Origin of the sequence: Actinocorallia sp. B10E7, from assembly GCF_039871655.1 — a bacterium.
Taxonomy (GTDB): Bacteria; Actinomycetota; Actinomycetes; order Streptosporangiales; family Streptosporangiaceae; genus Actinocorallia.
Window position 1 is genome coordinate 82,386 of sequence record NZ_JBDPLZ010000004.1, and the last position, 17,841, is coordinate 100,226.

Here is a 17,841-nt window from a genome sequence, read left to right on the forward strand (position 1 = left end):
CCACGGGGTGGAATGGGTCATATATCCGCAATGGTGGCGAGCTGGGTGTCCGGCCGGGAACGCGTCAGGGATCGGGGGGCTCCTCGAGGTCGTCGTGGTCGCGGGGGACCGGGACGGACGGGGTGACGGGAGGGGGCGGGGGGTCGGCGGGGGGCTGCCAGCCCTTGACGTCCAGAGCACGGAGGAAGGCGTCGACCATGCGGGGGTCGAACTCGGTGCCGGAGCAGCGTTTGAGCTCGTTCACGCCCTCCTCTATGGAGCGGGCGCGGCGGTAGGAGCGGGTGGAGGTCATGGCGTCGAAGGCGTCGGCGACTCCGATGATGCGGGCGAACTCGGGGATCTCGGAGCCGACGAGGCCCAGGGGGTAGCCGCGCCCGTCGAGCTTCTCGTGGTGGTGCATGATGCCGCCCAGGGCCTCCTCGAGGAAGCCGATGTGGCCGACGATCTCCAGGCCGCGCAGCGGGTGGAGCTGGATCTCGGCGAACTCCAGGTCGGTGGGTCTGCCGTCCTTCTGCAGGACGCGGGTGGAGACGCCGAGCTTGCCGACGTCGTGCAGCATCCCGGCGAAGCGGATCGCCTCCAGGCGGGCGCCGGCGATGCCGAGCTCCTCGGCGATCATCACCGAGCCGCGGGAGACCCGTTCGCTGTGGCCGCGGGTGTAGAGGTCCTTGGTCTCCACGGCCTGGCACAGGACCGCCAGCGTGGCCTCCTGCGCCGCCTTCTTCTCCGCGGCCTGGGACAGCGCCCACGTCGCCACGAACAGGGGCAGCAGCACCAGGACGGGCGCGGCGATGTGGAGGGTGTCCCAGCCGCCCGCGATGAGCAGGCCGAACCAGCCGAACCCCAGGCACCCCGCGGAAAGCGTCCCGGCGTCGCGCAGCAGCTCTCGCACGGTGGTGTGCTCGGCCAGCAGCAGCACCCCGGCGATGAGCAGCAGGTTGATCGCCACGAAGACCACGAGGGCCACCGCGAACGGAAGGATCAGCTCCTCGAACCGCGACGCGCGGTAGGAGGAGACCAGGGTCTGGAAGACGACCCCGGCGATCCAGCCGCAGAGCGCGAACTGCGCGGCGTTGAAGACGCGTTTGACCAGGGAGGTCCGCTGCGGGCTGGCCAGCGCGCACAGCCCGATCAGCGCGGCGCCGTCGGGGCCGAGCAGGACCACCGCGGCGAGCGTCGCCGCGTAGCTCATCGAGACCCTGGCGCTCTTCACCCACAGCCGCGCGGACATCGCGTCGCAGATCAGGAACAGGGTGGCCAGTACGGCGTAGGCGGACCAGTCGACTTCGCGCGTCGCGCCCAGGAGCAGTGCCGCGCACACGATCACCGCGATCACGTAGGTCCGCGCCGCCACCGGAAGCTCTCGCATGAGCGGAGGCTAACCGTATTCACTCGGTGATAGAGGGAAAGTCACCGAACCGGTCACTGCCCGGAGAAGACGCGGGAGGCCTGGAAGTCCTCGGGCAGGAGCGTCGTCAGCGCGGTGAGGTCCACCTTGGGGGCGGTGGCCATGAGCCGGCTGGCATGCCGCAGCCTGGCCCGTTCGATGGCGTTGCGGATGGAACGGGCGTTGGCGAACCGCGGCTGGGCGCGTCGGAGCTCGATGTAGGAGCGGAACACCGGCCCGGCCTCGGCGGCCAGCCCGTAGCCCTCGCGGGCCAGCATGAGCAGGCCGATCTCCTCCAGCTCCTCGGAGGAGTAGTCGGGGAAGTCGATGTGGTGGGCTATCCGGGAGCTCATGCCGGGGTTGGAGGAGAAGAAGGAGTCCATGCGGTCGGCGTAGCCGGCCAGGACGACCACCACGTCGTCGCGCTGGTTCTCCATCACCTGCAGCAGGATCTCGATGGCCTCCTGGCCGTAGTCCCGCTCGTTCTCGGCCCGGTACAGGTAGTAGGCCTCGTCGATGAACAGGACGCCGCCCATCGCCCGTTTGAGGACCTCCTTGGTCTTGGGCGCGGTGTGCCCGACGTACTGGCCGACGAGGTCGTCGCGGGTGACGCTGACCAGGTGCCCCTTGCGCAGGTAGCCGAGGCGGTGCAGCAGTTCGGCCAGCCGGACGGCCACCGTCGTCTTGCCGGTGCCGGGACTGCCGGTGAAGCACATGTGCAGGCTGGGCCGCGCCGCCTCCAGGCCGAAACGGGCCCGGACGCGGTCGACGAGCAGCAGCGCGGCGATCTCCCGGATGCGGGTCTTGACCGGGGTGAGGCCGACGAGTTCGGTGTCCAGAGCGTCCAGGACCTCGTCGATCTTCGATTCGGCCCGCTCCTGCGCCAGGTCCACCACCGCGTCGCGGGGGAGGAGTTCCGGCGGCGACTCTTCCTCGAGGGCGGGAGGGCGCATACCGAAGGCTGTCACTGCCGGAACTCCTCGTCTTTAGTACCGCTCGCCCTCGGGGCGGTCGGCGGCGTAGGCGTGCATGGTGTAGCGGACCTGGCGGTCGGCGGTCTCCTCGCGGGTGAGGCGGAAACCGGGCTCGTTCGCGGGGCGCTGGACGATGAACTGGAGGGCCGTCGTCTGGCGTCCGTAACGGGCGTCGTAGGCGTTGAGCCGCACGTAGTGGTTCGGGAAGGTGCGGCGGCACTCGTTCAGCTCCATCAGCACCCCGGCGGGGTCCTTCAGGTCGAACATCGGCAGGCCCCACATCTCCCAGTAGCTGTTGCGGGGGTGCGGGTCGTCGGTGTACTCGATCGAGCACGGCCAGCCGTTGTCCAGCGCGTACGCGATCTGCAGCGTGACCTCCTCGTCCGTGAGGTCGGGGAGGTAGGAGAAGGTGCCTTGCGTGATCCTCATCAGCTCACCACCGGGGTTTCCAGGACGTCAGGGGTGTCGGTCGACGCGTACGTGAAGGTGATGTCGCCCCAGGTGGCGAGGGCCACGTCGAGTTCGCGGCTGTGCTTGGCGGCGGCGCGCAGGATGTCGGGGCCCTCCTGGAGGAAGTCGCGGCCCTCGTTGCGGGCTTTGATCATCGCTTCCAGGGCGACGCGGTTGGCCGTCGCGCCGGCCGCGATGCCCATGGGGTGGCCGATGGTGCCGCCGCCGAACTGGAGGATGACGTCCTCGTCGAGGTAGTGCAGGAGCTGGTGCATCTGCCCGGCGTGGATGCCTCCGGACGCGACCGGCATGACTCCCGGCATGGACGCCCACTCCTGGTCGAAGTACAGGCCCTTGCGGGGGTCGGCCTCGATCTTGTCCTTGCGGAGGGTGTCGTAGAACCCGGCGACGCTGTACGGGTCGCCTTCGAGCTTGCCGACGACCGTCCCGGCGTGGATGTGGTCGACTCCGGCGAGGCGCATCCACTTGGAGATGACGCGGAAGCTCACGCCGTGGTTCTTCTGCCTCGTGTACGTCGAGTGGCCGGCGCGGTGCAGGTGCAGCAGGACGCCGTTGGCGCGCGCCCATTTGGCCATCGATTGGATGGCCGTGTAGCCGATGGTCAGGTCGATCATGACGACGACGCTGCCGAGCTGCTTGGCGAAGTCCGCCCGCTCGTACATGTCCTCCATCGTCCCGGCCGTCACGTTCAGGTAATGGCCCTTGATCTCGCCCGAGGCGGCCTGCGCCTTGGTGACGCCTTCCATGCAGTACAGGAAGCGGTCGCGCCAGCGCATGAACGGCTGGGAGTTGATGTTCTCGTCGTCCTTGGTGAAGTCCAGCCCGCCTCGGAGCGCTTCGTAGACGACGCGTCCGTAGTTGCGGGCGCTGAGCCCCAGCTTGGGCTTGACGGTCGCGCCGAGCAGGGGGCGGCCGAACTTCGCCAGGTATTCGCGCTCCATGACGATGCCGTGTGCGGGGCCCTGGAACGTCTTCACGTAGTGCGTGGGGATGCGCATGTCCTCCAGGCGAAGCGCCTTGAGGGCCTTGAATCCGAAGACGTTGCCGATGATGGACGAGGTGAGGTTGGCGATGGAGCCTTCCTCGAACAGGTCCAGGTCGTAGGCGATGTAGGCGATGAACTGGTCGTCGGTGCCCGGGACGGGGTCCACCTTGTAGCACTTGGCCTGGTAGTTCTCGTACGAGGTGAGCCGGTCGGTCCACACGACCGTCCACGTCGCGGTGGAGGACTCGCCGGCCACCGCCGCGCCCGCCTCCTCCGGCGGCACTCCCGGCTGGGGGGTGATGCGGAAGGCGGCCAGGATGTCGCTGTCCTTCGGCACGTAGTCGGGCCGCCAGTAGCCCATCTCCGCGTAGGGGATCACGCCCGCGGACCATCTGCCCATCTGGTTGCTCCACTCTTTGACGAGCATTGACGAGGCAAGCATGTGGGTTCGACACTTTTGATGTCCATCAACTGTTTCGGGGTGAATATCAAGCGATGACTGAATCCAGACTGCGGACGTTCGCCGTGCTCGCCGACACCGGCTCGGTCCGCGCCGCCGCCGAACGGCTCTACGTGACCGAGTCCGCGGTCTCCGCCTCCGTCGCCGCGCTCGCCCGCGACCTGGGCGTCCCGCTGGTGGAACGGGCGGGACGCGGCATCGTGCTGACCCCCGCCGGACGGGTCTACGCCGTCTACGCCAGGAAGCTGCTCGGCCTGCACGAGGAGGCCCGCGCCGCCGCGCGCGGCGAGCACGAGCCGGGGGCGGGACGGCTGAGGCTGGCCGCCGTCACGACGGCGGCCGACCAGGTCCTGCCCGAGTCGCTCGCCGCCTTCCGGCGCGCCTGGCCCCGCGTGGAGCTGGCACTGGAGGTGGGGCCCAGCCGCCGGATCTGGGCGGCTCTGGAGGCCCACGAGGCCGACCTGGTCCTGGGAGGGAGGCCTCCGGCGGGCACCCGGGTGACGGTCCTGGCCACCTGCGACAGCGAACTGGTCGTCGTGTCCGCCCCCGGAGTGGAATTCGACCTGCACACCACCCCTTGGGTGATGCGGGAGCCGGGCTCGGGCACCCGCGTCGCCGCCGAGGCCTACCTCGCCGAGCACGAGGCCGCCCCGCCGACCCTCGTCCTGGGCTCGAACGGGGCGGTGGTCGCCGGCGCCGCCGCGGGCCTGGGCGTCGCACTCGTCCACCACGACGCCGTCCGCCGGGACCTGTCCTACGGACGGCTGCGCGTGGTGGACGCCCCCGGCACCCCGCTGCTGCGCCCCTGGCACGCCGTGGCCGGACCCACCCCCACCGCCACGACCAAGCTGTTCGTCCGTCACCTGGTCGATTCGGGTTGGACGCCCGGCGCCTAACGCAGGGGAAGGACGGCGCGGACCGTGGTCCCCTCTCCCGGAAGGGACTGCAGGCTCATCCGGCCGCCCAGGAGTTCGGCGCGTTCGGCCATGCCGCGCAGCCCGTACGAACCGGGGACGAGCCGGTGCGGGTGGAAGCCGCGGCCGTCGTCGCTGACGCTGAGCCGCACCCTGTCACGCTCGTATTCGAGCAGGATGTCGGCCGACATCGCCTGGGCGTGGCGCAGGATGTTCCCGACGGCCTCCTGCGCGATGCGGTACAGCGCCGTCTGCAGATGGTCGGGCAGCGGCGCGTCCAGCTCACCCGTCACGGTGACGGTCACGTCCAGAGAAGGCTGGCGGGCGTCGGCCTCACGAGCCAGACCCGCCAGCGCCGCCGACAGGCCCAGGTCGTCCAGGACGGGCGGGCGCAGGCCGCCTATCGCGGCCCGGGTCTCGGCCGAGGCCAGGTCGCACAGATTCCGGGCGATGAGGATCTGGCGCCGCGCCTCCTCGACGGAAGAATCGGCGGCGGGCAGGCCGCGCAGCGCGGCGGACAGGTGGAATCCCAGACTGGCCAGCCGCTGGGCGATGCCGTCGTGGATCTCACGGGCCAGCCTTCCGCGTTCGGCCTCCTGCGCCTCCACCGCGCGTTCGGCGAACTCCTCGGCGGAGTGCTCGCGTTCCCTCGCCATACGAAGCCTCCTCGCCGAGCACACGACCGGGGCGAACAACGCGGCCAGCGCCCTGACCAGGGCGACGTCGTGCTCGGAGCAGCGCTCGCCGTCCGGCGCGCGCACGTGGATGACCGCGAGGGAGCGGGACGCCTCGTCGCGGACGGGGAAGACCATGCCGTTCTCGTGCGCGCGGAACATCCCGTGCGCGGCGCACCAGCCGATGAGTCCCTCGCCGAGCAGCACGGAGACCGGGACCTCGTCCGGACGGGGCGCGCCGCCCGTCCACTCCAGGGTCCGGCCCTCGTCGTCCAGGACGTACAGCTCGCACGAGGCGAACCGAGTGGCCGAGAGCACGAGCGCCGCCAGGTCGGTGGCCAGTCCGTTCAGCTCGCGGTCCGCGCAGGCCGCGCCGACGACACGGGTCAGCAGCGCCACGTCCTGCTCGGCCAACAGGGCCAGCGCGCGGGCCCGCCCGCTCAACGAAAGAGCCCCTCGCGCAGCGCGACGGCGATGGCGGCGGAGCGGTCGGTCACCTCGAGTTTGCGGTAGAGCGTGCGCAGATGGCTTTTCACGGTCTCCTCCGACAGGTGCAGCCGGGCCGCGATCGCCCGGTTGGACAACCCGCCGACCAGCAGGGACAGCACCTCGCTCTCCCGCTGGGTCAGGCCCCGGTTGGCGCCCGGCCAGAACTCCCCGCGGTTGAGCCGCGCGACGCTGGCGGCCATCCGCCCGGCCAGGGTGGGGTCGACGACCGTCTCGCCGCCGGCGACCTCCTCCAGGCGGCGCACCAGCTCCAGCCCGTCGACCCGTTTGAGCAGGTAACCGGCGGCCCCGGCGCGCAGTGCCTCGAAGACGTACTGCTCGTCGTCGTAGACCGACAGGAAGACGATCCGGGAGTCGGGCGCCGTCGCCGACAGGGCGCGGCACAGGTCGAGTCCGCTGTGCGGACCGAGCCGGACGTCCAGCAGGACGATGTCCGGACGCAGCGTCGTGACCAGCCGGGTGGCCTCGGAGGGTTCGGCGGCCTGGCCGACGACGCGCACTCTGCCGGTGAAGCCGGAGAGCATCGCCTGCAGCCCGGCCAGGATCATTTCATGGTCGTCGACGAGCACGACCCTTACGGGGGCGGCCATCCCCGCAACATAACAAGGTTGGCTACCGGCGAGTAGTAAGAGGGGGGATTCCTTCACCCCCCGCTTCCCACGCTCGGGTGACGAACACTCCTCACCCTCGGCCTACCTTCACGGTGAGACCTGCTGCCGAGGCGGAGACGAGGAGACAGCGTGCCCCATCGGATCGTGCACATGCTGCGTGCCCGTGGCACCGGACGCCGTCCGGTCATGCTGGCGATAGCGGGGGACAGCGCGGCCGGCAAGACGACCCTGACCAGGGGACTGGTCGAGTGTCTCGGCGAGGACCGCATGACCGCCGTCTGCGTCGACGACTACCACCGCTACGACCGGGAGGAACGCAAGAACAAACCGTTCACCGCGCTACACCCCGACTGCAACCACATCGAGGTGATGGAGCAGCACCTGCAACTGCTGGCCATGGGCGAGCCCATCCTCAAGCCCGTCTACGACCACGGCAGCGGGAAGCTGGTGCGGCCGGAACTGGTCGAGCCGAGGGACTTCGTCATCGTCGAAGGGCTGCTGCCGCTCTACAGCAAGATGGCGCGCGCCTGCTTCGACATCACCGTCTACCTCGACCCGCCCGAGGAGCAGCGGCACGCCTGGAAGATCCAGCGCGACACCACCAAACGGGGCTACACCCCCGAACAGGTGCTGGAAGAGCTGCGGCGCCGCGAACTGGAGAGCGCCGCGTTCATCCGCCCGCAGCGCAGGCACGCCGACATCGTCGTGCGGTTCGGGCCGCTCGCCGGACGGGACGATCCGCCCGGCGCGCCGCTGTCGGCCGAAGTGCTGCTGCGGCCGACCATCGACCACCCGGAGCTGGACGAGGTCGTCCGGGGCGCGGACGCGCTCCACCTGCGGCTGCTGCGCGACACGGACGGACGCCCGGTGGACTCCCTGCACGTCCACGGGGACGTCTCGCCGGAGGAGGCCGAGATCGTCAAGAAGGCCGTCTGGGAGCGGCTCGACGTGGACACGCCCTTCCCCGAAGGGCTCGGCCGGCTCACCGACGGCAACCGCAGCGACCCGGTGGCGATCACCCAGCTCCTGCTGCTGTACCACCTGATCAACGCCGACCGGGTCCGGCTGGCGTCCTGACCCTCCCCGCAGGCACGGCCCCGCGCGAGCCCCCCGTCGCGCGGGGCCGTCCACGGGAGGAGTATTCGTCACACGGGATGAAACGCTCCCTGCACTATGTTGGTCCCTGAAAGGCACCGAACATACGCCGACTGGGAGGTGGGTCCGCTGCGCCCCGAGGATCTGTACCGGCTTGAGGACGAGCTGCCCGAGCTCGACCGCCCGGTACTGCTGCATCGCCTGGAAGGCTTCATGGACGCCGGATCCGCGGGCAGGCTGGTACGCGATCACATCCTGGAGACACTCGAGCACCGGGTGGTCGCGACCTTCGAGCTGGACGACCTGATCGACTACCGGGCACGCCGACCGATGATGGAATTCGACGGGGACCACTGGGAGTCCTACGAGAAGCCGGAACTGCTGCTGCACCTCGTCCACGACTCCGTGGGACAGCCGTTCCTGCTGCTGGACGGGCCCGAGCCCGACCGCGCCTGGGACAGGTTCACCGCGTCCGTGCAGTCGCTGATCGAGCGGCTCGACGTCCGGCTGAGCGTGACCGCGCACGGCATCCCGATGGGCGTGCCGCACACCCGCCCGCTCGGGCTGACCGCGCACGGCACCCGGCCCGAGCTGCTGAGCTGGCCCAAGTCGCCGTTCGGCAAGGTCCAGGTGCCCGGCAGCGCCTCGGCTCTGCTGGAGCTGCGGCTGGGCGAGTCCGGCCACGACGCGCTCGGCTTCGCCATCCACGTGCCGCACTACCTGGCGCAGTCGGCCTACCCGGCCGCCGCCGTCACCGCACTGGAGACGATGATCAACGCGACCGGCCTTGCGATCCCCGGTGACGCTTTGCGCGAGGCCGCCGCGGAGACCGACAAGGAGATCGCGGCTCAGGTCGAGGGCTCCGACGAGGTGCAGAAGGTCGTCCGTGCGCTGGAACAGCAGTACGACGCCTTCGCCGGCTCCGCCGAGCGGGAGTCCCTGCTGGCCGAGGACGTCTCGATGCCGACCGCGGAAGAGCTGGCCGCCCAGTTCGAGCAGTTCCTCGCCGAGCAGGACGGAGACTCCTGAGCACCGGGGCGCCTCAGGTCCCGCCGTCGCAGCCGTAGGCAGGGTCTTTCGCGCCTGGGCCTCGGAGAGTTTCCACACCCTGCTCAAGGCCCGCGACGAGCATGATCTAGATTCGTCACCATGAGTTATGTAACGGTCGCCGATGGTGCGCGGATCTACTACAAGGACTGGGGAAGCGGGCAGCCCGTGGTGTTCAGCCACGGATGGCCGCTCAACTCCGACGCGTGGGACGAGCAGATGTGCCTCGTCGCGGAGCACGGCTTCCGGGCCGTCGCCCACGACCGCCGAGGGCACGGCCGCTCCGCCCAGACGTGGAACGGCAACGACATGGACACCTACGCCGACGACCTGGCCCGGCTCGTCGAGGAGCTCGACCTGCGGGACGCCGTCCACGTCGGGCACTCGACGGGCGGAGGCGAGGTCGTCCGGTACCTGGCCAGGCACGGGACGTCCCGGGCGGCCAAGGCGGTGCTGGTCGGCGCGGTCCCGCCGCTGATGCTGCGGACCGAGGCCAACCCCGAGGGGCAGTCCATCGAGGTGTTCGACGGGATCCGCCAAGGGCTGCGCGAGGACCGCTCCCAGTTCTACCGGGACCTCAGCGCCGTCTTCTACGGCGCCGGCCGCCCGGGCTCGGACGTCTCCCAGGGCATCCGCGACGCCTTCTGGCTGATGAGCATGCAGGCGGGTCTCAAACCCGCCCTGGACTGCGTCGCCCAGTTCTCCGAGACCGACTTCACCGAGGACCTCAAGAAGATCGACATCCCGGTCCTGGTCGCCCACGGAGACGACGACCGGATCGTCCCGATCGAGGCCGCCGCCCCGAAGACCGCCGAGCTGCTCGAAAGGGCCACACTCAAGATCTACCCGGGGGCGCCTCACGGCCTCACCGGCGAGTACAGGTCCGCCTTCGAAAAGGATCTGCTGGCCTTTCTCCAGGGGTAGCCCCGGCCCGGCGATCCCGGCGGCGCCCTGCGCGAGGCCGCCGCCGAGGCCGGCAAGGAGACTCCCGGGTGTTCACCAGCTGCTGGAACCGGAGTCGGAGCTTGACGAGCTGCTCGAGCCCCAGTCGCTGCTACTGCTGCTGCTGTCGTAGGACGAGCTGCCGTGGTCGTGGCTGGGGCCGTGCCCGGAGTACGACGGCCCGTGCCCGGAGTATTCGGTGTGTGAGGAGTGGTCATCGGTGTGCGGGGAGCCGCTGGAGTGGTGGGTCCCGCCGTGGTCGATGTGGCCGCCGTCCCAGTGGCCTCTGCCTTCGTGGCCGCTCGAGTGGTGCCGAAGCCCGGCGCTCGAGGTGGGGAAGAAGGCCGCGAGCAGCGGGACGTTCTCCTCGCCGAACATCTCACGGCGGAAACGACGGTGGGCGCGCAACGTCAGCCACAGGGTGACCGCGCCGATCGAGAGCACCAGCCCGGGGATCAGGAAGAAGAGGAAATCGAGGTCGTTCATGGCCGCCCGCCGTTCTCTCGCTGCCGGGGCTTCTCTGTTTTGAGATGCGGGCCCGGCCCGTCCGGTTCTGCCCCGGTGTCCCGCCGTTTCCGGGACGAAGGACTCTGACGGGTCGCGCACCCGTCGACGACATTGGGGGCGTTCCTCTTACCACGGACGGCGGGAGTGCACATGAGCGAGCCGGGCGGACGGCCCTCCAGAAGGTTGTGGGCGCGCTGGACCCTCGCGGTGACAGCCGGAGAGGTGACGGGTTTCCTCGTGCCGGCCGCCGTGGGCGCGGCGACGGCGGACGCCTCGCAGTTCGTGCAGCTGGTCTCGCTGGTGGCGGCGGGAGCGGTCGAAGGCACGCTTCTCGGGGTATCGCAGGGATGGGTGCTGCGCGGGATGCTGCCGGAACTGCCGCTGGGCCGGTGGGTTCGGCTGACCGCGCTGGCCGCCGCGTGCGCCTGGCTGCTGGCCATGATCCCGGCGAGTCTGGGCGGCACCGTCCCGACCGCCGCGCTGATCGCCCTGATGGTCCCGGCGGGCATCGCGGTCCTGCTGTCGATCGGCTACGTCCAGTGGCGGGTGCTGCGCGACCTCCTGCCGCACGCGGGCAGGTGGATACCGGGCACCGCGGCGGGATGGCTCGCGGGACTCGCGGTCTTCACCGGGATCACCACCCCCTTCTGGCAGCCGGGACAGGACTTCATGACCATCGCGCTGATCGGCATGCTGGGCGCGTCGGCCATGGCGGTGACGATGGCCGCGGTCACCGGGGCCGTAATGGTCCGGCTGGTAATGGGTGCCGCCGGAGGAGGCCTGCGGCAGCCGGTCACCAGCCCCGGCCCGGGTCAGTCGCCCCCTCCTCCACCGCACCCGGAAGAACCGGAGTCGGAACCGGACCCGGCGTCGAAGAAGCCGTCGTAGCCGCTCCCGGACGACCAGGATGAGCGCCGCCGCGGAGGGCGGGCCGAAGGCTGCCCCTTACGGGAAGCTGTCACGGCCACCACCAGGCCGACCACCAGCAGTCCGGCCAGCAGCAGTCCGGCGATCAGAATAAAAACCACAAGGATGCTCATAAACAGACCGCTCTGCTCTCTTTCGGGTGCCCAATGAGACGCGCCCGGCCGCCTTCCGGTTCCCAGAAGACCCAAGGCAAGGGCCCGGCGAACCGCGGAGGCGTCGGGGGCATCCCCTGCCGGATCCGCCCGGCGAACCCGCCCCCGACCCTCGCCAGGCGTCGATCTCCTCCTATCCGGGGTACACTTTCTCGGTCCCTCCAAGGACGGGGGCGTATAGCTCAGCGGTAGAGCACTCGCCTTACAAGCGAGGGGTCACTGGTTCGAACCCAGTTACGCCCACCCAGCACGGAAGCCCAATCCGATCATTCCGGATTGGGCTTCCGCCGTTCTGCCTGACTGTCTGCCTGACGACGCCTCTTCGATCTTGCGCGGGAAGATCCGTTCACGGCCGTCGTTCCGTCCTGGATCACCGGCCGGATCTGGTGCCGGTAGACCAGTTCGGTCACCGCGGTTCCCTCGTGGCCGATCGGGCGGGAGACGTTCTCCAGAGGCACCCCGGAGTCCGACAGCAGCGAGACGAGGGTGTGTCGTCGAGTGAGGGAACGGGAACGGAAACGGGTGGCTACCCGCGGCCGTGTGTCAGGGACATCACCGCGTCCATGAGGTGGTCCGCCCACAGCCGGTAGCCCTCAGCACCCGGGTGGAAGCCGTCTTCGGCGAAAAGTCCGTGGCTTTCGATCCTCGGGGAACTCACGTGCACCGCCGACTGTGTGTTCGAGGCGGCGCGGGCCGTACGGCGGTCGAGGTGGCGGGCGTGAAGCGCCAAGAGGGCGCGCATCGGTTGGGGAAGGGACGGGAAACCGGTGAGATCCGGGACGCCTGCCAGGATGATGCCGCCGCCCGGGCGGAGGTGGTGTTCCAGAGCGGCGATGAGCGCTGTGAGGTCGTTCTGCCATGCCCGCCCCGAACGCATGCGCAGCACGTCATTGACACCGAGTGCGACGACGATGACGTCGAAGGAGGCGTCCCGCATCTGCGGTACCAGATCGACCAGCGCCTGCCGTGCGGTCGTCCCCGTTCGCGCCACGACCCGCCAGGCCACCGAACGCCCGCCGCGCTGGACGAGACCCGCCGCGAGCGCTGACGCGAGTCCCTCCGTCTGGGTGCGGACGCCGACGCCCGCGGCAGTCGACTCACCGAACACGAGAACAGCCAGAGGTTCGTCGCGCCCGGCGCCTTCGACGCCGTGACGTTCACCGCCCGCCTCGGGCAGGACCGGCGTCCTGCGACGGACCCGAGCTCCTTGCGTCAGCAGAACCGGCGCCATCGCGAAGGCGAAAGGACGACTGGCGTGAACCGCAACCTGACCCATGCCGCAGATGCTAACAAAGCCCTCACCAATCTCCTTCTGTGAACGAAGCCCGCAAGTGGACGAGGACGTCGCGGGACCGCCCGGATGCGTTGGAGGACGCTGGTCGCTTGGTGCGAACGACGCTGCAAGGTCTGTCTGCGTGGAAGCATTCCGGTACGTCTTGTTTCGGCAGAGGCGAGATCTCCACCCTCTTCGAGGGCGCCGGCGAGGACTGTGGCAGTGGGATGCCGAGAGCGGTGATCAGCCACAGCGTGGCCGTCCAGAAAGGCACCGACAACGCCTTCGGCGGCGTGTTCGACGGGCTCCAGATCAACAATGTCCTCTTCGGCTTTGAGCGTGTGGGAGAGCGCAGAAGGACGCGTTGATCCTCCTCTGCGCAGACCGGCCGGGTCGTTTCCCGGCCGGCCCGCGTGCGTGAACTGTCGGTGGAGGTGCTTAGCGTGGAGGAATGGAGATGGTGTCCCGGGTTCCCGGGAGAGGACTCCGGGGCCGGGTGGAGAGGCTTCACGGGTACCGCCAGGGCGTGGGGGTGCCGCGAGTGCACCGGGGAGTGCCATCGCCCTGGCTGACGATGGTCGTGACGTTCGGAGATCCGATACGGGTGGTGGAGGGCTCTGGCGTCCGGGAGCTCGGGGTGGTCTTGGGCGGGCTGCACACCGAGCCGGTGATGATCGCGCACGAGGGGTACCAGACGGGGATCCAGGTCGGGCTCAGCCCGCTGGGCGCCCGCTCGCTGCTGGGGGTTCCGGCGGGCGAGTTGACGGGGGAGGTCCTCGCGGGCGAGGACCTGCTCGCCGGAGCCGGCGAGCTGAGGGAGCGGCTGGCGGCCGCACGGGGGTGGGCCGAGCGGTTCCGGCTCGTCGAGGAGTTCCTGCTGCGCCGGGAGCGGCCGGATCCGGGCGTGGACGGTGAGGTCGCCTGGGGGCTGCGGCGGCTGCACCAGACGGGCGGGGCGGCCCGCGTCGAGGAACTGGCCGGGGAAGTGGGGTGGAGCGCCAGATACCTGCGGCGCCGGTTCCGCGAGCAGGTGGGGCTGTCGCCCAAGGCCGCCGGGCGGGTGATCCGGTTCGATCGGGCGCGGATGGAACTGCAGGGACGGATAGGGAACGGGCGGGAGCTGCGCCTGGCGGAGGTTGCGCACGGTTGCGGGTACGCCGACCAGGCGCATCTCACCCGGGAGTTCCGTGAACTGGCGGGGCTCTCACCGGTGCGGTACCTGGAGAACGAGTTCGGGGAGGGGTTCCGTTTCGTTCAAGACGGGGAGGCGAGTCCGGGGAGAAGGTGAGTTCATGACCACACCACGACCGCAGGTCTGGCCCTCGCTCAGGGCCAGGGACGCACGCAGACTGATCGCTTTCCTCGTCGAGGCGTTCGGGTTCGAGGAGACCGCCGTGCACGGGGAGGGCGACATCGTCCACCACGCGCAGCTCGACTGGCCGCTGGGCGGGGGAGTCATGCTCGGCTCGGTACGGGACGAGCCGGGGGACGTCTTCCCTCTGGCCCCGGGGAGTTTCGGGGCCTATGTCGTCACCGACGAGCCGGACGCGCTCTACGAGAGGGCGGTCAAGGCGGGGGCGACGGTCGTGCGGGAGCTGAGCGACACCGATTACGGCTCACGGGACTTCATCGTCCGCGATCCGGAGGGCAACCTCTGGTCTTTCGGGACGTATCGCGGGGAACCGCGCAAGGGCTGAGGAACGGCTCCGCTAGTGAGCGGTCGCCTCCGGTTCACGTCGGCCGGCGAGGTGGGCCGCCGGGTGCGTCAGCCTCGACTGAACCCGGACAGTCGACACCAGAGCGGTTCGAACCGGGAGCGTCCGGACGGCGGCGGTGCCGAGTCCGGACGCGGAACCGCACCGGTGTGCGTAACGGGACCCCGCGGAGCGGGGAGTTGTGCTTCGATGCCCTCCATCCCCCTCCGTTGGGTCGGTTGAGCAACGAGTCGGACAAAGAAGTTGAAGTTGACTCCCGATCCCCAAGGGGAGGGATATTCTCCTCCAAGGTCATTTCAAGAGTTGAGTGGAGTACCCGATGAGCGCCGTCTTCAAGGCCAAAACCGTAACTCGATGGGCTGCGGTGGGTCTGATGGCCGCCGCGGTCCTCATCGCGACGGGCGGAGGGTTCGCACAGTCCTACTCCGGTCTGCACGAGTGGGCGCTGGAGCACGGCCTCAGCGGCTGGAAGGCGGCGTCCTTCCCGCTGCTGGTGGACCTGTTCATCATCGTCGGCGAGCTGGGCCTGTTCCTGCTCGCGCTGGACGCGTACGCCATCCGCAAGAGCCTGCTCAGCTGGATGGACTTCATGCTTCCGTTGTTCATCGCGCTCGCCGGCTGGACGGCGTCGCTGGTGTTCAACGTCGGCCACGTGCTGAACAAGGAGTTCTCCTACCAGGCGACCGCGGCGGTGCCGCCGATCGTGTCGATGCTCGGTCTGTTCGTGCTGCTGCGGACGCTGCACCGTTACGTCGTGCAGATGCCGGGCCTGCAGGAGGAGGAGAAGGCGCTGGAGGCGTCCGCCGAGCTGCGCCAGATCACCGCGAGCGCCGTCCGGGTCGCCGAGCTCGAGGCGCCCGCCGGGAAGCTGGCAGACCCGATCGTCGACGCCGCCAAGGCCGCGGAGCGCGTCCCCGAGGAGGTCCCCGTCGCCGCCGTGCCGGAGACTCCCGCCGAGCAGACCTTCGTCGACCTGCTGCCCGCCGTCGAGGAGGACAAGGGGGCGTCCACCCCCGACCTCAAGCCGCAGCCCGACCCGACCAGCATGCGCACCATCGTCACCGACGCGCTCAACCGGCACACCGGTGACATCGCCAAGGCCTGCGAGGACCTGGCCTCCGAGGGCTACGCCATCGACAGGTCCGAGGTCGCCAAGATCCGCGAGAACCACTGGTTCCCCTACTTCGCCTACCGCCTCGTCGCCAAGCACGGCCCCGACGGCAAGCTCGTCGCTCAGGAGCTGACCGATCTCGGCGTCGAGTTCGACAAGGTCGCCCTGCGCGACCTCGTCCGCAACTGGCGCGCCTGACCCGCACCTCTCAGAAGCACGACGAAGGCCGGGCGGCTCCTCCAGGAGCCCCCGGCCTTCGTCGTGCTCGTCCATGGGGCGTGCGAGGCGGTGCGGCTCTTGAAGTGCCGCACCGCCTCGGGCGGTCAGGGGAGCAGGATGAACCAGTTGACGTTCAGGAACTCCTCCGGCTGGGGGGAGGCGAACTTCAGGTAGACGGTGTGGAGGCCTGAGGTGGAAGGGAGGGAGGCCGTGACGTCCTCCCAGTCCTCCCAGCCGCCGGTGTCGGAGACGGGGACGGTGGCGAGGGGAGCGGCGTCGGGGGAGTCGAGACGGATCTCGATCCGGCCCCCGGCCTTGTCGCCGCCGCCGGAGGAGACGCGGGCTATGAGCTTCTTGGGGCCTTCGGGACCGAAGTCGACCTTGTCGTAGCGGACCCAGTCTCCGTCGGCGAGCCACCCGATGTACTCGGTTCCCCCTATGTCCTGAGAAAGATCGGTGCGCACGCCGGACTGGTCGGAGTAGCTCTCGGCCTGGACGAGGACGGGCGTCCAGGGCGCCTTGGACCCGTCCGAAGCGGACGGTGAGGGCTTGGGGGAGTGCGAGGGCTTGTCCGAGGGGGAGTCCGCGGGCTTCTCGGAAGGAGAGGCCGACGGGGACGGGGAGGTGGTCGGCGCGTCCTCGTCGGCGTCGTCGGTGGCGACGTCCTCGTCGGGGGCGCCGGCGCCGCGGGCCATCACCTTCACGTAGTCGACGAGCATGGGGTGACCGGGTTCGGTGGCGGGGGAGACGTCGCCGCCGTTGCCGCGCGGCATATCACCTCCCATCGCGACGTTGAGGATGACGAAGAAGCCCTCGCCGCCGTTCAGGTTGTCCCAGGCCTGGCGCCACTGGTCGCCGTCGGCGCCGTCGGGTGCCTCGTCACGGCCGAGTCTGTGGACGAGTTTGCCGTCGAGGTACCAGCGGAGTTCCTCGGCGTCGGTGCGGCGGTCGAACTCCAGACGGTAGACGTGCGGGCCGCCCTGGCAGGACACCGGAGCGCACTCGGTGGAGACGCCGCGGCCGTTGTGCTCGTTGCAGGGGCCGCCCTGGTCGCCGCCGCCCTTGACGCCGCAGTGCAGCGTGGTGTGCGCGAGGTTGATTCCGTTGACGGTCTCGACGATGTCGATCTCGCCGCCGGACGGCCAGTTCTCGGCTTCGGGGTGCAGCCGCTGCTCCTGGTTGAGCAGCCAGAACGCGGGCCAGTACCCGAGGGCCTTCTCACCCGTCACCTGCGGCATCTGGATCTTGGCCTCGAAGGCGACCTGACCGCCGTCGGCGGCTTTGAAGACCTGCTCGCTGTTGATCCGCGCGGACGTCCACTCGCCGGTCTCGCCGCGCCGCGGGGTGATGGCGAGGTTGCCTCCGCCGTCGAGGGCGAGGTTGGCGCGCTCGTCGGTCATCCGGGCGATCTCGGTGGTGCCGAAGTTCATGGGGCCCTGCCCGCCGAGCGGTGAGACGGTGTGGTGACCGAGGTCGGGCAGCCAGTGGTCGGCCGGGGCCGTGTTCTCGGCTCCGTCGAAGTCGTCTTCGAACAGGACCTTCCAGCCGTCGTCGGGTGCGGCGACCGTGCGGAACTTCAGCCGGAGGACGCCGTCGTCGCTGGAGAGGACCCCCCAGACGCCGAACACTCCGGCGAGCAGCCCGAAGACCAGCCCGAGGGCGATCATGTAGTGGTAACGATCCCGGTCGGCGAAGAAAGCGGTGATTCCTTTCACGGGCGGCTCTCCAGGGGCTTGGTAGGCAGAGGGTCGCACAGGAACCAGGAGTTCTTGTGGGTCGCGCTCATCATGCCCGGTCGCCCAGGGGCGACACGCGGACAAAACACCCTGAAGTCAACTCCGCACCATTCGGTGCCATCCGAAATCAACAG

18 protein-coding genes and 1 tRNA gene are annotated in these 17,841 nt (G+C 69.7%); 10 read left to right on the plus strand and 9 right to left on the minus strand.

All coding sequences use genetic code 11. The features are described 5' to 3' along the window. Window positions 1-64: 64 nt before the first annotated feature. Genes ABGB12_RS14285 through ABGB12_RS14300 form a run of 4 tightly spaced genes read right to left on the minus strand, consistent with a single transcriptional unit; the run spans window position 65 to window position 4,217 of the window. Window positions 65-1,369: an HD-GYP domain-containing protein gene (locus ABGB12_RS14285; protein WP_347677905.1), complete on the minus strand. Its 1,305-nt coding sequence runs from the start codon at window positions 1,367-1,369 to the stop codon at window positions 65-67. Window positions 1,370-1,422: 53 nt separating this feature from the next. Continuing rightward, window positions 1,423-2,355, minus strand: coding sequence for a CbbX protein (gene cbbX, locus ABGB12_RS14290; protein WP_347677907.1), 933 nt, complete (start codon window positions 2,353-2,355; stop codon window positions 1,423-1,425). 18 nt (window positions 2,356-2,373) lie between these two features. After that, the gene (locus ABGB12_RS14295; protein ID WP_347677909.1) at window positions 2,374-2,790 is read right to left on the minus strand and encodes a ribulose bisphosphate carboxylase small subunit; all 417 of its coding nucleotides are present in this window, start codon (window positions 2,788-2,790) and stop codon (window positions 2,374-2,376) included. After that, entirely contained in the window at window positions 2,790-4,217 is a 1,428-nt protein-coding gene (locus ABGB12_RS14300) for a form I ribulose bisphosphate carboxylase large subunit (protein ID WP_347677911.1), read from the minus strand. The genes ABGB12_RS14295 and ABGB12_RS14300 overlap by 1 nt, the downstream gene beginning before the upstream one ends. Window positions 4,218-4,312: 95 nt before the next feature. On the opposite strand from ABGB12_RS14300, the gene ABGB12_RS14305 reads away from it, so the two are divergent. Then, window positions 4,313-5,173: a LysR substrate-binding domain-containing protein gene (locus ABGB12_RS14305; RefSeq protein WP_347677913.1), complete on the plus strand. Its 861-nt coding sequence runs from the start codon at window positions 4,313-4,315 to the stop codon at window positions 5,171-5,173. On the opposite strand, the gene ABGB12_RS14310 is transcribed toward ABGB12_RS14305, so the two are convergent. Together ABGB12_RS14310 and ABGB12_RS14315 are read right to left on the minus strand one after the other, a co-directional pair. Next, window positions 5,170-6,309, minus strand: a complete 1,140-nt coding sequence (locus ABGB12_RS14310; RefSeq protein WP_347677915.1) for a sensor histidine kinase — start codon at window positions 6,307-6,309, stop codon at window positions 5,170-5,172. The genes ABGB12_RS14305 and ABGB12_RS14310 overlap by 4 nt on opposite strands. Then, the gene (locus ABGB12_RS14315; protein ID WP_347677917.1) at window positions 6,306-6,962 is read right to left on the minus strand and encodes a response regulator transcription factor; all 657 of its coding nucleotides are present in this window, start codon (window positions 6,960-6,962) and stop codon (window positions 6,306-6,308) included. The genes ABGB12_RS14310 and ABGB12_RS14315 overlap by 4 nt, the downstream gene beginning before the upstream one ends. Before the next feature lie 150 nt (window positions 6,963-7,112). Between ABGB12_RS14315 and ABGB12_RS14320 the strand changes: the two genes are divergently transcribed. The 3 genes from ABGB12_RS14320 (at window position 7,113) to ABGB12_RS14330 (ending at window position 10,049) form a co-directional block, all read left to right on the plus strand. Next, window positions 7,113-8,060 carry a phosphoribulokinase gene (locus ABGB12_RS14320; RefSeq protein ID WP_347677919.1) on the plus strand — a complete coding sequence of 316 codons (948 nt, stop codon included), beginning with the start codon at window positions 7,113-7,115 and terminating at the stop codon, window positions 8,058-8,060. Between the two features lie 147 nt (window positions 8,061-8,207). Next, window positions 8,208-9,107, plus strand: a complete 900-nt coding sequence (locus ABGB12_RS14325; RefSeq protein ID WP_347679169.1) for a PAC2 family protein — start codon at window positions 8,208-8,210, stop codon at window positions 9,105-9,107. 120 nt (window positions 9,108-9,227) lie between these two features. Continuing rightward, on the plus strand, window positions 9,228-10,049 hold the full coding sequence (locus ABGB12_RS14330; protein WP_347677921.1) for an alpha/beta hydrolase: 822 nt from the start codon (window positions 9,228-9,230) through the stop codon (window positions 10,047-10,049). A gap of 72 nt (window positions 10,050-10,121) precedes the next feature. Here ABGB12_RS14330 and ABGB12_RS14335 read toward each other — a convergent pair whose 3' ends face one another. Beyond that, window positions 10,122-10,553, minus strand: a complete 432-nt coding sequence (locus ABGB12_RS14335; protein ID WP_347677923.1) for a hypothetical protein — start codon at window positions 10,551-10,553, stop codon at window positions 10,122-10,124. Between the two features lie 171 nt (window positions 10,554-10,724). On the opposite strand from ABGB12_RS14335, the gene ABGB12_RS14340 reads away from it, so the two are divergent. Beyond that, a complete protein-coding gene (locus ABGB12_RS14340; RefSeq protein ID WP_347677925.1) occupies window positions 10,725-11,462 on the plus strand; it encodes a hypothetical protein in 738 nt (245 codons plus the stop codon). A gap of 362 nt (window positions 11,463-11,824) precedes the next feature. Then, window positions 11,825-11,896, plus strand: a tRNA-Val gene (locus tag ABGB12_RS14345). Window positions 11,897-12,179: 283 nt separating this feature from the next. On the opposite strand, the gene ABGB12_RS14350 is transcribed toward ABGB12_RS14345, so the two are convergent. After that, window positions 12,180-12,929 carry an SGNH/GDSL hydrolase family protein gene (locus tag ABGB12_RS14350; RefSeq protein WP_347677927.1) on the minus strand — a complete coding sequence of 250 codons (750 nt, stop codon included), beginning with the start codon at window positions 12,927-12,929 and terminating at the stop codon, window positions 12,180-12,182. Window positions 12,930-12,967: 38 nt separating this feature from the next. Between ABGB12_RS14350 and ABGB12_RS14355 the strand changes: the two genes are divergently transcribed. From ABGB12_RS14355 to ABGB12_RS14370, 4 genes are all read left to right on the plus strand, one after another. Further along, a complete protein-coding gene (locus ABGB12_RS14355) occupies window positions 12,968-13,294 on the plus strand; it encodes a hypothetical protein (protein ID WP_347677929.1) in 327 nt (108 codons plus the stop codon). A 128-nt stretch (window positions 13,295-13,422) separates the two neighbouring features. Beyond that, the gene (locus tag ABGB12_RS14360; protein ID WP_347677931.1) at window positions 13,423-14,214 is read left to right on the plus strand and encodes a helix-turn-helix transcriptional regulator; all 792 of its coding nucleotides are present in this window, start codon (window positions 13,423-13,425) and stop codon (window positions 14,212-14,214) included. 4 nt (window positions 14,215-14,218) lie between these two features. Next, window positions 14,219-14,623 carry a VOC family protein gene (locus ABGB12_RS14365; RefSeq protein WP_347677932.1) on the plus strand — a complete coding sequence of 135 codons (405 nt, stop codon included), beginning with the start codon at window positions 14,219-14,221 and terminating at the stop codon, window positions 14,621-14,623. A 337-nt stretch (window positions 14,624-14,960) separates the two neighbouring features. Then, window positions 14,961-15,950: a DUF2637 domain-containing protein gene (locus ABGB12_RS14370; RefSeq protein WP_347677933.1), complete on the plus strand. Its 990-nt coding sequence runs from the start codon at window positions 14,961-14,963 to the stop codon at window positions 15,948-15,950. Between the two features lie 125 nt (window positions 15,951-16,075). Here ABGB12_RS14370 and ABGB12_RS14375 read toward each other — a convergent pair whose 3' ends face one another. After that, complete coding sequence (locus ABGB12_RS14375; RefSeq protein ID WP_347677934.1) at window positions 16,076-17,686, minus strand: carbohydrate-binding protein; 1,611 nt, start codon at window positions 17,684-17,686, stop codon at window positions 16,076-16,078. Window positions 17,687-17,841: the final 155 nt, after the last annotated feature.

Coding starts and splice junctions, on each gene's coding strand:
- ABGB12_RS14335 (WP_347677923.1), bottom strand. CDS start 10,553: ATGAACGACCTCGATTTCCTCTTCTTCCTGATCCCCGGGCTGGTGCTC.
- ABGB12_RS14285 (WP_347677905.1), bottom strand. CDS start 1,369: ATGCGAGAGCTTCCGGTGGCGGCGCGGACCTACGTGATCGCGGTGATC.
- ABGB12_RS14340 (WP_347677925.1), top strand. CDS start 10,725: ATGAGCGAGCCGGGCGGACGGCCCTCCAGAAGGTTGTGGGCGCGCTGG.
- ABGB12_RS14370 (WP_347677933.1), top strand. CDS start 14,961: ATGAGCGCCGTCTTCAAGGCCAAAACCGTAACTCGATGGGCTGCGGTG.
- ABGB12_RS14315 (WP_347677917.1), bottom strand. CDS start 6,962: ATGGCCGCCCCCGTAAGGGTCGTGCTCGTCGACGACCATGAAATGATC.
- ABGB12_RS14295 (WP_347677909.1), bottom strand. CDS start 2,790: ATGAGGATCACGCAAGGCACCTTCTCCTACCTCCCCGACCTCACGGAC.
- ABGB12_RS14350 (WP_347677927.1), bottom strand. CDS start 12,929: ATGGGTCAGGTTGCGGTTCACGCCAGTCGTCCTTTCGCCTTCGCGATG.
- ABGB12_RS14365 (WP_347677932.1), top strand. CDS start 14,219: ATGACCACACCACGACCGCAGGTCTGGCCCTCGCTCAGGGCCAGGGAC.
- ABGB12_RS14300 (WP_347677911.1), bottom strand. CDS start 4,217: ATGGGCAGATGGTCCGCGGGCGTGATCCCCTACGCGGAGATGGGCTAC.
- ABGB12_RS14330 (WP_347677921.1), top strand. CDS start 9,228: ATGAGTTATGTAACGGTCGCCGATGGTGCGCGGATCTACTACAAGGAC.
- ABGB12_RS14305 (WP_347677913.1), top strand. CDS start 4,313: ATGACTGAATCCAGACTGCGGACGTTCGCCGTGCTCGCCGACACCGGC.